Source organism: Kosakonia sp. HypNH10 (assembly GCF_029850615.1).
Lineage (GTDB): Bacteria > Pseudomonadota > Gammaproteobacteria > Enterobacterales > Enterobacteriaceae > Kosakonia > Kosakonia cowanii.
Genome location: NZ_JAOTIU010000004.1, coordinates 449,889 through 463,913, shown reverse-complemented (window position 1 = coordinate 463,913; position 14,025 = coordinate 449,889). Strand labels below are relative to the sequence as shown.

The following is a 14,025-nucleotide window of genomic DNA, read 5'->3' as shown; positions in this document are numbered from 1 at the left end:
TCCTTAGCGAGGTTTCAGGGTGGCGATAAGAAAGTCTTTCGAACTCTCAATCTTGCCCTGCTGAATGGCAGCGGCCGGGTCGACATGCTTCGGACAGACTTCCGAGCAGTAACCGACAAACGTACAACTCCACACGCCGTTCTGGCCGTTGAGTTGCGCCATGCGCTCTTGTTTGCCGTGGTCGCGGCTGTCGAGGTTATAGCGGTGCGCCAGCGTAATCGCCGCCGGGCCGATAAACTCCGGATTGAGGCCAAACTGCGGGCAGGCGGCATAGCAGAGACCGCAGTTGATGCAGCCGGAGAACTGGTGATACTTCGCCATCTGCGCCGGGGTCTGCTTGCCCGGCCCCTGATCCGGCGTACGCGTATTGCCGATGATATAGGGCTTAATCGCCTCGAGGCTCTCGATAAAGTGGGTCATATCAACCACCAGATCGCGCTCAATCGGGAAGTTGGCCAGCGCCTCGACTTTCAACCCTTTGGTGTAGTCGCGCAGGAAGGTTTTGCAGGCCAGCTTCGGCACTTTGTTGACCATCATGCCGCAGGAGCCGCAAATCGCCATCCGGCAGGACCAGCGATAGCTGAGATCCGGCGCGAGGTTATCTTTGATATAGCCCAGCGCATCGAGCAGCGAGGTGGCTTCATCGTAAGGCACGTCATAGAAGGCGCTGTGCGGCGCGTTGTCGACCTCCGGGTTGTAGCGCACCACTTCAATCTTCAGGTTCTTCATCTCAGACATTGTTCGTCTCCTTCTTCTCACCCGACTCCGCTTCCGCCCCATAAACGCGTTTCGCCGGTGGCAGCGTGGTGATTTTCACGTCGCTATATTCAAGGCGGGTTGTGCCGTCCGCCTCGCGGAACGCGAGCGTATGTTTGAGGAAGTTAACGTCATCGCGCTCGGTACAGCCTTCGTCGAGACGCTGATGGGCACCGCGCGACTCTTTGCGTGCCAGCGCCGAGTGGGCCATACATTCGGCAACGTTCAGGCCGTGACCCAGCTCGAGGGTGTAGAGAATATCGGTGTTGAAGACGCTGGAGGTGTCGGTAATGCGTACCCGTTTGAAGCGCTCCTGTAGCTCAGCAAGCTTATCGACGGTTTTCTGCATCAGCTCCGGCGTACGATAAATGCCGCAGCCCTCTTCCATCGATTCGCCCATCTCATCGCGGATTTTCGCCCAGCTCTCAGTGCCGTTCTGATTCACCAGCGCCTTCAGACCCTGTTCAACATCGGCGGCCTGAGCGTTGAGCGCATCGTCATTTGCCGGGCTGGCCGTGGAGGCGCGTTCAACCGCCTGTTCGCCCGCCAGACGGCCAAAGACCACCAGCTCCGCAAGCGAGTTAGAGCCAAGACGGTTAGCACCGTGCAGGCCGACCGAGGAGCACTCACCGACGGCAAACAGCCCGGCGATGCGCGATTCGCAATTCTGATCCGTCTCAATGCCGCCCATGGTGTAGTGCGCGGTCGGGCGCACCGGGATCGGCTCTTTGATCGGATCGACGCCGACATAGGCTTTTGCCAGCTCGCAAATAAAGGGCAGGCGCTCTTTGATCTTCTTCTCGCCCAGATGACGCAGATCGAGATGCACCACATCGCCGCGCGGCGTGGAGATGGTGTTGCCTTTGCGCCACTCGTGCCAGAAGGCCTGCGACACTTTGTCGCGCGGGCCAAGCTCCATATATTTGTTTTTCGGCTCGCCGAGCGGTGTTTCCGGCCCCATGCCGTAATCCTGCAAATAGCGATAGCCGTTTTTATTCACCAGGATACCGCCTTCGCCGCGGCAGCCCTCCGTCATCAGAATGCCGGAGCCGGGCAGGCCGGTCGGGTGATACTGCACAAACTCCATATCGCGCAGCGGCACGCCGTGCGACAGCGCCATGCCCATGCCGTCGCCGGTGACGATGCCGCCGTTGGTGTTATAGCGGTAAACGCGGCCTGCGCCGCCGGTGGCCATTACCACCGCATTGGCGCGGATCTGAATCAGTGTGCCTTCCATCATGTTCATCGCGACCAGGCCGCGCACATGGTTGTCATCCACCAGGATATCGAGCACGAAATGTTCGTCGAAACGCTGAATTTGCGGGAACTGCAACGAGGTTTGAAACAACGTATGCAGCATGTGGAAGCCGGTTTTATCGGCAGCGAACCAGGTGCGCTCGATCTTCATGCCGCCAAAGCGACGCACGTTGACCGTGCCGTCGTCGCGGCGGCTCCACGGGCAGCCCCACTGTTCAAGCTGGGTCATCTCCGTGGGGCAGTGATGGACAAAGTAGTCGACGACATCCTGTTCGCAAAGCCAGTCACCACCTGCCACGGTATCGTGGAAATGGTATTCGAAGCTGTCATGATCCTGGGCGACGGCGGCGGAACCGCCCTCGGCGGCAACGGTGTGGCTGCGCATGGGATAGACTTTTGAAATCAGTGCGATTTTAGCGTTGGGGTGGGCTTGCGCCGCGGCAATCGCGGTGCGTAATCCTGCTCCGCCTGCGCCAATCACAGCGATATCGGCTTGAAAGGTTTGCACGACATTCCTCCAGATTATTGTTGTTCCGCAACGATAAGCCAGGTGCGCTTGCCTTCATTACGGAAGAGGTCCACTGCTCCTTTTGGGGTAGCGGGCAGTATATCCATATTGACTGAGGGGAAATTTGACGTGTTCGAGTGTTTTGCTGTTCTTCCGCGTGATACGGCTTCCAGCTTGATCGATATCATCTCTAAATAGCTCATATCTATTTATTGACGAGGGCTATGAAAATTATTTGTGCAAAATTTGTCTAACCAGATCGATGCGGGTAGACTTCGTGCCCTTGTTAGAAATCGGAGAAAGAACCATGAGCGAGACGGCAACCTGGCAGCCGAGCGCATCCATCCCCAACTTATTGAAACGCGCGGCAATTATGGCGGAAATTCGCCGTTTCTTTGCCGATCGCGGCGTACTGGAGGTGGAGACGCCCTGTATGAGTCAGGCAACGGTGACCGATGTACATCTGGTCCCGTTTGAAACCCGTTTTGTTGGCCCCGGCCACTCTCAGGGCATCAATCTCTACCTGATGACCAGCCCCGAATACCATATGAAGCGCTTGCTGGCAGCGGGCTGTGGCCCGGTTTTCCAGCTCTGCCGCAGCTTCCGTAATGAAGAGATGGGGCGTCATCACAACCCTGAATTCACCATGCTCGAATGGTATCGTCCGCACTATGACATGTACCGTTTGATGAATGAGGTGGATGATTTGCTGCAACAGGTGCTGGAGTGTCCGGCAGCAGAGTCGCTCTCCTATCAGCAGGCATTCCAGCGCTATCTGGAGGTCGATCCGCTTTCGGCGGATAAAGCCCAGTTGCGTGAAGTGGCGGCGAAGCTGGATCTGAGCAATATCGCCGATACGGAAGAGGATCGCGACACCCTGCTGCAACTGCTGTTCGCCATGGGTGTGGAGCCGCAGATCGGCAAAGATCGTCCGACCTTTGTTTACCACTTCCCGGCAAGCCAGGCGGCGCTGGCGCAGATCAGCACCGAAGATCACCGCGTCGCGGAGCGGTTTGAGGTCTACTTCAAAGGCATTGAGCTGGCGAACGGCTTCCATGAGCTGACCGACGCCCGCGAGCAGCAGCAGCGTTTTGAGCAGGATAACCGCAAGCGCGCCGCGCGCGGATTGCCGCAGCAGCCGGTGGATCATAATTTGCTGGAAGCGTTAAAAGCAGGCCTGCCGGACTGCTCCGGCGTCGCGCTGGGCGTTGATCGTCTGGTGATGCTGGCGCTGCAGGCTGAAACGCTGGCGGAAGTGATGGCGTTTAGCGTCGACCGGTCGTAACTGCCCGTTTGTGCCGGGTGGCGGCTACGCCTCACCCGGCCTGAAGAGTAACCCCTCCGCAGGCCGGATAAGCCGGCACTCAAAGAGTTACAGGCTGCCCGCCGGGCGGCTGCTTCTCCCCGCTGAAGACAACGTTTTGGCCGCGCGTTTACCGTCGAGGCTCTCAAGGCGCATCTGGAACGGCGGGAAGGGCAGGTCGATGCCATGTTCACGGAAGCCCGCCAGAATAAGCTGGTGGATTTCGTGGCGCAGCGGCATGCGATGGCCCATCTCAGCCGCATAGATGCGCAACTCAAACAGCTGCAGCCCGTGCTGCAAATCCACCAGGAACACTTCCGGCGGCGGATTATCAATCACCAGCGAACAGCGCTCGGCGGCGGTATAAAGGATCTGCGTCACCTCTTCGCTGTTGGCATCGACCGGCGCGGGCACCGTTAATACCACGCGCGTGACGGAGTCCGAGAGCGACCAGTTGATAAACTGCTCGGTGATAAAGGCCTTATTCGGCACGATGATCTCTTTGCGATCCCAGTCGCTGATGGTGGTCGCGCGGGTATTGATCTTGGTAATGCTGCCGGTCAAATCGCGGATCGTCACCGTATCGCCGATGCGGATCGGTTTCTCAAACAGAATGATCAGGCCAGAGATAAAGTTGGCAAAGATCTCCTGTAAACCAAACCCGAGACCAACACCGAGCGCGGCCACCAGCCACTGCAACTTCGACCACTCAATACCAATCATCGAGAAGCCCACCAGCCCGCCAAACAGCATCAGCAGATATTTGGTGATAGTGGTGATGGCGTAACCTGTCCCCGGCGTCAGCTCAAGGTGCTGCAACAGCGCCAGCTCAAGCAAAGCAGGAAGGTTGCGCACCAACTGGGTGGTGATAATAAACACCAGGATGGCAATCAGCACCGCGCCGAGGGTAATCGGTTCAAGACTTTCAACGCCCTGTACCGTGGAGGTGACATCCCACAGCGGAATGTTCTCGAGGAAGCCGAAGGCAGAGTGGATCTCAGACCAGAGGAAAATCACCGACAGCAGGGCGATAAGCATCAGGATGGAGCGCACCAGGCGCAGGGACTGCACGCTGATGGCGTCAAGATCGACTTCCGGCTCGTCAATGTCGGCGGTGCCTTCAGTGCTGAGCTGATGGGCGGCATCCTCTTCACCGCGTGCGCGCTGCGCAAGGATCTCTGCGCGTCGATGGCGTGCGCGCTCAAAGGCCAGACGGCGGCGCTGGATAAACATCCAACGGCGAATAATGTGATAGACCACCAGCAGCAGGAACCAGATCGCAACAGAGGTTTCCAGCCTTGCCAGCAGCGCCTGCGCGGTTGCCAGATAACCGACCGCGGCAGCGAGAATCGCCGACAGCGGGGCGCAGAGCAGCAGGTTCCACAGCAGATGGTTAGCCATATTGTCGCCGTTGCCGCTCTTATCGACATACAGCGGAATGCCGGCGCGTTTCAGGCTGAGAGTGACAATCGCCAGCGCACCGCAAATCAGGATAAAGCAGAGCCGCCCGAGCGAGCCGGAGAATTCCCGGTCGTTCAGGTTATCGAACATAATCAGCGCCATAATCAGCGGCACGATAAAGCCGATGCTCATCAGGTAGTAACGTAACCCGCGCGCCACGCGGTTTCGCGGCCAGCCGAAGTGGACGACAAATAGCCCGGTTGGGCGGGCGAAGGTCGCACAGATCATCACTGCCCACAGCAGCGGCACGGTGGCGGTGACGCCATCGCCAATCGCTACCGCCAGCGGATAGGGCCACGCCTCCTGCAAACAGTAGCCGAGCGTTGCCCACAGCACCGGCAATGGTGACGCCACCAGAATGGACCAGAAGACGGTGCGCATGGTGAGCCAGAAGTGATCCTGGGTCACTTTGCCGACGCGGGCGCTGGAGCGCTCCAGGAAGCGGGTGAAGTGGCGACGTGAGTAAATACTCACCCCCACCAGAACCAGCGCGCCAAACAGCGGGAAGAGCGTCTCTTTGCTGGTCAGCACCATTGCGCTGGCTTTGCCTAACTGGCTGATGGTGTTCAGCGACAGCAGGCGACGCAGATCCTGCACAATCTCAAGTGGCCAGGAGAAGCCCATCGGGCTGACATCTGCCGTCCAGAAGAGATAGCGGTGAGTTGCCTCATTCACCTCTTTTAACGCATCTTCAAGCTGGCTATTGGAAACTTTAAGTTTGGTCAGCTCCAGAATCAGCGTATCGCCGCCCTGCAACAGCGAATTGAGCAGTTCGCGCTGCGTGCGCAGCTGGGCTTCAAGAATACGGTTTTGCTCAGCGGTCAGAACCTTGCCATCCGCCTGGCGAATCTGTCGCAGCTGCGGCTGCTTGTTGAGGAGATCTTCATAACGCATGCGGTGCACGCGCAGCTGCGCCATTTCGGTATCCAGCTGCTGCGGTTTCGGCATCTCCGGCAGACGAGCCACCTGCGCGCGCAGCGCTTCGCCGAGCATATTCGATGCGCCGAGCCACTGGGACTGCTCGCGCAGAGTCGTAAGCGCCTGGCGCACCTGTAGCGTTTGCCCGGTTGCCTGGCGCTGCTGCGAAGCGACAAGATCCATACGCTGTGCCTGCTGGTTCAGCGCCTGTGAGAGTTCACGGTTGATACGGAACTGCTCGACGATACTGGCGGGCAGATTCGCGCTGTTCTCCGCCAGCATTTCCGTGCTCTCCAGCGCCTGCTCGGCTTCGCGCTGACGCTGGCTGTTGAGTTGATTGCGCAGCGCCTGTAGATAAGCGTCCAGCCGCTCGCTCTGCTTTTGCGCCAGCTCTGAGCGCATACGCGCAAGCTCCTGGCGATTATTGGCAGAAAGCTGCGCCAGCTCTAATTCATCAACCACTGCTTTCAGCTTTGATGACTCCGCCTGGGCAGCAAAATTTTGCGCCTGGGCAAGCGCCGAGTTGCTGGTTTGCGCCCCGAGGCGACGCTCCACTTCCGTCACCTGGCGGCGGGCATCGGTTTGCTGCTGGGGAAGCTGGCTTAAGGAGTCGCTGATCTCTCGTGCGCGCTCCTGCTCCTGCTGCGCCTGGCGCGTCTTCTCCAGCAGCTGGCTGCTGACTTGCAGGATCTCCTGGTTGAGCGCATCGCTGCTCATGCCGGGTGAAACAGAAGGGGGATCGTCGCGCAGATTATCGAGCTGGGCGCGAAGGGTGCGGGAAAGTTTAGGGAAGTTGTCAATCACGTCCTGATACTGCTGGGCGCGTTCAAGGGAGCCTTTACGCTCGTCGAGGGCGTTCAGCGCGCCTTGCAGCGTTTCAACAATTTCCGCCTGGTCCGGCGTGTTTTTCGCCGCTTTGGCTTGCTCCAGCTCCTGGGCAATTTGACGGGCATCGGGAGCCGTTGCGGCAACGGCTCCCTGGCTGAGGCACCAGGCCATCAGAAAAGCGATAATCAGGCGCACTACAGTCTCCCTGGGGTGAGGCTTAAACGTCTTCTTTGGTGTCGTCAACCAGCGGGTTGGCGTCATGTTCCGCTTTAATTTCTTCTTCCGGCAGCGGTGCAGGCTCCTGCGCATCAACCGGCACAAACGGCTCGGTGGAGAGCGCCAGCGGCTGACCGATTTTGGTCACTGAGAGGCTGCGTAGCGCTTCAACCAGCTGCACTTTACCCGGCGCAAACAGGTTGATAACGGTGGAGCCGAGCTTAAAGCGGCCCATCTCCTGGCCCTTCAGCAGCGCGACCGCGCCTTCGCTTTCACCTTCCGGGAAGGTCCAGCGTTTGATGATCCCTTCGCGCGGCGGCGTAACGGTACCCGCCCAGACGGTTTCGATGCTGCCAACAATGGTCGCGCCGACAAGAATTTGCGCCATCGGGCCAAACTCAGTGTCGAACAGGCAGATGACGCGCTCGTTACGGGCGAAGAGGTTAGGTACGTTCTGCGCCGTTAAGTGGTTAACGGAGAAAAGGTCGCCCGGGACATAGATCATTTCACGCAGGATGCCGTTGCACGGCATATGCACGCGGTGGTAGTCGCGCGGTGAAAGATAGGTGGTGACAAAGCTACCGTTACGGAACAGGTCCGCCATCAGGTAGTTGCCTGCCAGCAGCGCTTCGAGGCTGTAGTTATGGCCTTTAGCCTGCAGGATCTTGTCATTGTCGATTGCGCCAAGCTGGCTCACTACGCCATCCGCCGGCATCACCAGCACGTTCGGATCGGTATTAAGCGGGCGTACCTCGTCGCGCAGCGGGCGAACGAAGAATTCGTTAAAAGAGCGGTAGCTGGCGGTATCCGGCTTCTGCGCCTCTTTCATATCGACCTTGTAGTATTTCACGAACAGATCGATAACCAGTTTGGTCAGCCAGCCTGCACGTTTGCTTGCGCCCCAGCCCGCCAGGCGAGTGAGCCACAGTTTCGGCAGAATGTATTGAAGCGAAAGTTTGAATGAGTTTAACAAGGTAGCCTCCAGGCCATTGTTTACTGTCGTTCCTGACCCGACGCCCGGCGTCGGAGTCTTAAAATGGGGGACGATTCTAACGACGCTTAGCTTAGTTGTCAGTCATCTGATTCAGAAAAGCTTTTACGCGTCTTTACCTGCGACATGCTTTCGAGAATACGGTGATAATTTTCGAAGCGGCTCTCCGCGATTTTGCCATTCTCTACCGCTTCGCGGATCGCACAACCGGGATCGGTATCGTGCTTGCAGTCGCGATATTTGCAGTGACCGAGATAATCATGGAATTCGACAAAACCGTGGGTGATTTGTTCCGGTTCGAGATGCCAGAGGCCAAACTCGCGTACGCCCGGAGAGTCAATCACATCGCCGCCCTGCGGGAAGTGGTAGAGGCGCGCGGCGGTGGTGGTGTGCTGGCCCAAACCTGAGACGCCAGAGACGTCATTAGTGAGGATCTGCTCCTCGTTGAGGCCGAGCAGCGCATTCAGCAGGCTCGATTTGCCGACGCCGGACTGGCCGGCAAAGATGCTGATGCGATCGGTCAAGGCTGCGATCAGCGGATCAAGGCCATCTTTCGCATGGCTGGAGACCATCAATACGCGGTAGCCAATATGACGATAGATATCCATCTGCTCGTTAACGAACGCCAGGCCCTCTTCATCGAGCAGGTCGGTTTTATTCAGCACCAGCAGCGGTTCAACGTCCAGCGCTTCGCAGGCCACCAGATAGCGGTCAATAATGTTGAGTGAGAGTTCTGGCAGGATCGCCGAGACGATAACGATTTGGTCGATATTGGCGGCGATGGGTTTAACGCCATCGTAGAAATCCGGGCGCGTAAGCACCGAGGTACGCTCGTGCACCGCTTCGACGATCCCTTTCACGTTGACGCCTTCTGCGGCCGCTTTGCCTGGCCGCCAGACCACGCGATCGCCGGTAACCAGCGAGCGGATAGTGCGGCGAATGTTGCAGCGATGCACATCGCCATCGGCGGATTCTACATCGGCATGCATACCAAAGCGGCTAATGACCACCCCTTCGGCCGTTTCGCCAAACAGGTTGTCATCGTAATCGGGTTTCTCCGTCGAGGTTTTCAGTCGGCGCTCGTGGTTCGCTTTAACGCGGCGCTGCTGTCCCTTGGAGAGTTTATTTTTACTCAATCGTGCTGGCTCCTGGTCGCCCCGGATGGGCAAAACCTCTATGATACACTCAATTCTGGATGAATATAGTGACGCGATAAGGGTGGAAAATAGCATGAGCGCAAATGAAAACAACCTCATTTGGATTGATCTCGAAATGACGGGCTTAGATCCCGAGCGCGATCGCATTATTGAGATCGCGACACTGGTGACCGACGCCAACCTCAATATCCTGGCGGAAGGGCCGGTGATGGCAGTGCATCAATCCGACGCGCAGCTGGCGTTGATGGATGAGTGGAACGTGCGAACCCACACCGGCAGCGGCCTGGTTGAACGCGTTAAAGCGAGCACCTTTGACGATCGCGCGGCAGAACTGGCGACGATTGAGTTTCTGAAAGAGTGGGTACCGGCCGGGAAATCGCCCATTTGCGGCAACAGCATCGGCCAGGATCGCCGTTTCCTGTTTAAGTACATGCCGGAGCTGGAAGCTTACTTCCACTATCGCTATCTGGATGTCAGCACCCTGAAAGAGCTGGCGCGCCGCTGGAAACCGGAAGTGCTGACCGGCCTGAAAAAGCAGAATACCCACCAGGCGCTGGATGATATCCGCGAATCGGTGGCGGAGCTGGCTTACTACCGCGAACACTTTATTAAACTGTAAGCGTCTGCGTGTGCAGAGCCGATATGTCGTTTTCGGCTCTGCAAACCAGTGCTGGCGCGGTTTTGCTGCAAAAATGCGCGTTTTGTCGATTAAATCGGCAGTTAAACAAAAAAAACGAAAATTTGCTTTCAGGGGCTTGCAGCAGGAATGTTTTCTCGTATAATGCGCCTCCCGTGAAGACACAGAAATGTGAAACACGGCATCACGAAATTTCAGCGGTTAAATGCTTTAACTTCTTGAAATAGCGCTGATAAGCGGGAATAGCTCAGTTGGTAGAGCACGACCTTGCCAAGGTCGGGGTCGCGAGTTCGAGTCTCGTTTCCCGCTCCAAATTTGAAATGCACCATCCAATTTACAGGCTTCGGTTTTTTGACACTGAACTCTGATAAATATGCGGGAATAGCTCAGTTGGTAGAGCACGACCTTGCCAAGGTCGGGGTCGCGAGTTCGAGTCTCGTTTCCCGCTCCAAATTTGAAATGCCGCAAGGCACGCACCATCCAGATTTACTGGTTCACGGCAATCAGCCAGGCCAGATAAGTATGCGGGAATAGCTCAGTTGGTAGAGCACGACCTTGCCAAGGTCGGGGTCGCGAGTTCGAGTCTCGTTTCCCGCTCCAATCTTTCATCTCCAAAAAATTATCCACAGCGAAGAACCGCGCTGCGGGCGATTTCCTTTCGTGCTAAAAAAGTATTGTGAACAGAGTTATCCACAGGGCGAGCTTTGCTTAGCCTGGATTCTATCGCTTCGCTTATCAAATTATTTATTTGTAACCCACTGAATTATAAAATAAAAATAACATTTCAAAATGTTAACGCGATCGCTTGACGAATTTGTTAACGTTGAAACGTAATGTGTTTTTTATTTTATTCACAAGCTGTGGATGGCTCAGGCATCGCGCGGCAGACCCTTTTCTACCACCCGCACCAGACGCTGTTTTTGCGGCAGCTGCACCTCAACGACGCAGGCATTACGCTTCTCAATTTGCTGCGCAATCGCCCAGGCTATGTGCTCATCAAGAAGTGGGTGCTCACCCAGCCGCTGTTCCAGCGCCACGATATTCGCCTCATCCCACGGCGCATTGCCCAGCGCGACCGCAATATTGCGCAGCCAGCGCAGATGACCGATACGGCGAATAGCCGACCCCTCCGTGACTTTCAAAAAGTGCGCTTCACTCCAGGCAAACAGTTCAACCAACGCTGGCGCATGCAGGGCTTTGCGCGGGCTGAAATCCGGCTCATCCGTAAGCTGTGAGAAGCGGTTCCACGGGCAGATAAGCTGGCAGTCATCGCAGCCGTAAATCCGGTTACCGATAAGCGGGCGGAATTCCTCGGGGATCGCGCCCTCTAACTCAATGGTGAGATAGGAGATACAGCGACGCGCATCGACGGTATAGGGCTCGACAATCGCCCCGGTTGGGCAGATGGTCATACAGGCGACGCAGCGCCCGCACGCTTCCTCGACCGGTTGATCGACGGGCAGGGGAAGGTCAATCAGCAGTTCGCCAAGAAAGAAAAACGACCCCGCATCGCGGCTGAGAATAAGTGAGTGCTTACCTGTCCAGCCAAGGCCGGCTTTTTCCGCCAGCGGCCGCTCAAGAATGGGCGCAGAGTCGACAAACGGTCTAAAATTCAGCGAAGCACACTGCTGCTGGATCAGCTCGCCGAGCTTTTTAAGGCGGCTGCGCAGCAGCTTATGATAATCGCGACCCAGCGCGTAGCGGCTGACATAGCCGAGCGCCGGGTTTTTCAGCGTGCTGGCGAAGGCCGCGTTCGGCGGCAGGTAGTTCATCCGTACGCTGATAACGCGAAGCGTGCCGGGGAGAAGCTCATGGGGGCGGGCGCGCATCATACCGTGACGCGCCATCCACTCCATCTCGCCGTGATACTGCTTATCCAGCCACGCCTGCAGCTTCGGCTCGCTGGCGGTGAGATCGGTATCGGTAATACCGACCTGCTGAAAACCTAATTCAGTGCCCCATTGCTTGATTTGTTGCGCTAACTGATTGAGATCGAGGGGCTGTGACATGACGGACCATAGAGATGAAAAAAAACGCCGCAAGTATACCACACTCTATCTGGCCTGCTGACGACCTGAAACGTCTCGAGCAAGAGGCGGCGGACAGCCTTGGCATTACGCTATATGAATTGATGCTGCGCGCAGGCCAGGCCGCTTTTCAGGTGGCGCGGGATAATTATCCCGATACAAAGCACTGGCTGGTGCTCTGCGGGCATGGCAATAACGGCGGCGATGGCTATGTTGTTGCGCGTCTTGCCGCCGCCGCGGGCATTGAGGTTACCCTCATCGCGCTAGAGAGCGATAAACCGCTCCCTGAAGAGGCGGCGCAGGCACGTGAGGCCTGGCTCAGTGCTGGCGGCACAATCCACGCCGAAGAGGTACTCTGGCCTGAAGGTGTTGATCTGATTATCGACGGCCTGCTCGGCACCGGATTGAGCAGCGCACCGCGCGACAACGTTGCGGCGCTGATTACGCGCGCCAACCAGCACGCTGCGCCGCGTATTGCCCTTGATATCCCTTCTGGTCTTAATGCACAGACCGGCACCATACCCGGTGCAGTGATTCAGGCGCGCCACACCATCACTTTTATCGCCCTGAAGCCGGGTCTGCTTACCGGCAAAGCGCGCGATGTGGTAGGGCAACTGCATCATCATGCGCTGGGCCTTGAAGCCTGGCTTGATGGGCAGCAGCCATCCCTTTCCCGTTTTGACGCCAGCCAACTTTCAGAATGGTTTACGCCGCGCCTGCCAACGTCTCATAAAGGTGATAACGGGCGGCTGGTGATTATTGGCGGTGACCACGGTACGGCGGGCGCTATCCGCATGACGGGCGAAGCGGCTTTGCGTACCGGTGCCGGTTTAGTGCGTATTCTGACGCGCCGCGAGAACATTGCCCCCATCATCACCCAGCGGCCGGAACTTATGGTTGATGAACTTACGCCAGAGTCTCTTGATGAGAGCCTCGAATGGGCCGACGTGGTGGTGATTGGTCCCGGCCTCGGTCAGCAGGAGTGGGGCAAAAAAGCCCTGCAAAAAGTGGAGAACTTCCGTAAACCGATGCTGTGGGATGCGGATGCGCTGAACCTTCTGGCAATCAACCCCGATAAACGTCACAATCGCGTATTAACGCCGCACCCCGGCGAAGCGGCGCGTCTGCTTAACTGCAGCGTGGCGGAAATTGAGAGTGATCGCTTACTTTCGGCGCAGCGTCTGGTAAAACGCTATGCGGGCGTGGTAGTGCTGAAAGGTGCAGGCACGGTGGTGGCGAGCGCGGAAGGCGAATGCGGTATTATTGATGCCGGCAATGCCGGAATGGGCAGCGGCGGCATGGGCGACGTGCTCTCTGGTATTATCGGCGCGCTGCTCGGACAGAAATTCAGTTTGTATGATGCTGCCTGTGCAGGCTGCGTCGCGCACGGCGCGGCGGCGGATCTGCGGGCGGCTCAGTATGGCCAGCGCGGCATGCTGGCTACCGATCTTTTTAGCACGCTGCTGCGTGTTGTTAACCCGGATGTAATTGATACAGAAAATGATTAATCGCGTGATCCCTTTACCTGATGAACAAGCCACCCTCGATCTCGGCCAGCGCGTGGCGCAAGCGTGCGCGGGCGCAACGGTGATCTATCTGTATGGCGATCTTGGTGCCGGCAAAACGACCTTTAGCCGCGGCTTTCTGCAGGCACTGGGTCACAACGGGAATGTGAAAAGCCCGACCTACACGCTGGTGGAGCCGTACGACCTCGATAAGCTGAAGGTCTATCACTTCGATCTCTATCGGCTCGCCGATCCGGAAGAGCTGGAGTTTATGGGCATCCGCGACTATTTTGCCAACGACGCGATCTGCCTCGTCGAGTGGCCGCAGCAGGGCACAGGCGTATTGCCGGAGCCGGATATTGAAATCCATTTAGATTATCAGGCGCAGGGGCGTGAGGCGCGCATTGGCGCGGTATCCTCATCGGGCGAGTCGTTACTGGCACGTATGGCTGGTTAACAGG

General features: G+C 57.5%; 10 protein-coding genes and 3 tRNA genes. 7 read left to right on the top strand and 6 right to left on the bottom strand.

Annotated elements, in window-relative coordinates; translation table 11 throughout:
- Window positions 1-3: 3 nt before the first annotated feature.
- Window positions 4-738, bottom strand: coding sequence for a succinate dehydrogenase/fumarate reductase iron-sulfur subunit (locus N7V53_RS14540; protein WP_054803043.1), 735 nt, complete (start codon window positions 736-738; stop codon window positions 4-6).
- Window positions 731-2,521 carry a fumarate reductase (quinol) flavoprotein subunit gene (gene frdA, locus N7V53_RS14535; protein WP_279793780.1) on the bottom strand — a complete coding sequence of 597 codons (1,791 nt, stop codon included), beginning with the start codon at window positions 2,519-2,521 and terminating at the stop codon, window positions 731-733. Before frdA ends, N7V53_RS14540 begins: the two co-directional genes overlap by 8 nt.
- A gap of 307 nt (window positions 2,522-2,828) precedes the next feature.
- Here frdA and epmA point away from each other — a divergent pair, with 307 nt between their 5' ends.
- Complete coding sequence (gene epmA, locus N7V53_RS14530) at window positions 2,829-3,806, top strand: elongation factor P--(R)-beta-lysine ligase (RefSeq protein WP_124970451.1); 978 nt, start codon at window positions 2,829-2,831, stop codon at window positions 3,804-3,806.
- A gap of 87 nt (window positions 3,807-3,893) precedes the next feature.
- On the opposite strand, the gene mscM is transcribed toward epmA, so the two are convergent.
- The 3 genes from mscM to rsgA all read right to left on the bottom strand — a co-directional run bounded on the left by mscM (window position 3,894) and on the right by rsgA (window position 9,374).
- Window positions 3,894-7,226: a miniconductance mechanosensitive channel MscM gene (gene mscM / locus N7V53_RS14525; RefSeq protein WP_279793779.1), complete on the bottom strand. Its 3,333-nt coding sequence runs from the start codon at window positions 7,224-7,226 to the stop codon at window positions 3,894-3,896.
- A 22-nt stretch (window positions 7,227-7,248) separates the two neighbouring features.
- Complete coding sequence (gene asd / locus N7V53_RS14520) at window positions 7,249-8,220, bottom strand: archaetidylserine decarboxylase (protein WP_124970445.1); 972 nt, start codon at window positions 8,218-8,220, stop codon at window positions 7,249-7,251.
- Between the two features lie 98 nt (window positions 8,221-8,318).
- Window positions 8,319-9,374, bottom strand: a complete 1,056-nt coding sequence (rsgA, locus tag N7V53_RS14515; RefSeq protein WP_279793778.1) for a small ribosomal subunit biogenesis GTPase RsgA — start codon at window positions 9,372-9,374, stop codon at window positions 8,319-8,321.
- A 94-nt stretch (window positions 9,375-9,468) separates the two neighbouring features.
- On the opposite strand from rsgA, the gene orn reads away from it, so the two are divergent.
- From orn to N7V53_RS14495, 4 genes are all read left to right on the top strand, one after another.
- A complete protein-coding gene (gene orn, locus N7V53_RS14510; protein ID WP_023478488.1) occupies window positions 9,469-10,014 on the top strand; it encodes an oligoribonuclease in 546 nt (181 codons plus the stop codon).
- 254 nt (window positions 10,015-10,268) lie between these two features.
- A tRNA-Gly gene (locus N7V53_RS14505) sits at window positions 10,269-10,344 on the top strand.
- Between the two features lie 63 nt (window positions 10,345-10,407).
- Window positions 10,408-10,483, top strand: a tRNA-Gly gene (locus N7V53_RS14500).
- Window positions 10,484-10,556: 73 nt separating this feature from the next.
- Window positions 10,557-10,632, top strand: a tRNA-Gly gene (locus tag N7V53_RS14495).
- A 269-nt stretch (window positions 10,633-10,901) separates the two neighbouring features.
- On the opposite strand, the gene queG is transcribed toward N7V53_RS14495, so the two are convergent.
- Window positions 10,902-12,041 (bottom strand): tRNA epoxyqueuosine(34) reductase QueG, encoded by a 1,140-nt coding sequence (gene queG, locus N7V53_RS14490; RefSeq protein ID WP_279793777.1) that lies wholly within the window; start codon window positions 12,039-12,041, stop codon window positions 10,902-10,904.
- A 14-nt stretch (window positions 12,042-12,055) separates the two neighbouring features.
- Here queG and nnr point away from each other — a divergent pair, with 14 nt between their 5' ends.
- Window positions 12,056-13,567, top strand: a complete 1,512-nt coding sequence (nnr, locus tag N7V53_RS14485; RefSeq protein ID WP_279793776.1) for a bifunctional ADP-dependent NAD(P)H-hydrate dehydratase/NAD(P)H-hydrate epimerase — start codon at window positions 12,056-12,058, stop codon at window positions 13,565-13,567.
- Window positions 13,560-14,021, top strand: a complete 462-nt coding sequence (gene tsaE / locus N7V53_RS14480) for a tRNA (adenosine(37)-N6)-threonylcarbamoyltransferase complex ATPase subunit type 1 TsaE (RefSeq protein WP_023478430.1) — start codon at window positions 13,560-13,562, stop codon at window positions 14,019-14,021. The genes nnr and tsaE overlap by 8 nt, the downstream gene beginning before the upstream one ends.
- Window positions 14,022-14,025 lie beyond the last annotated feature (4 nt).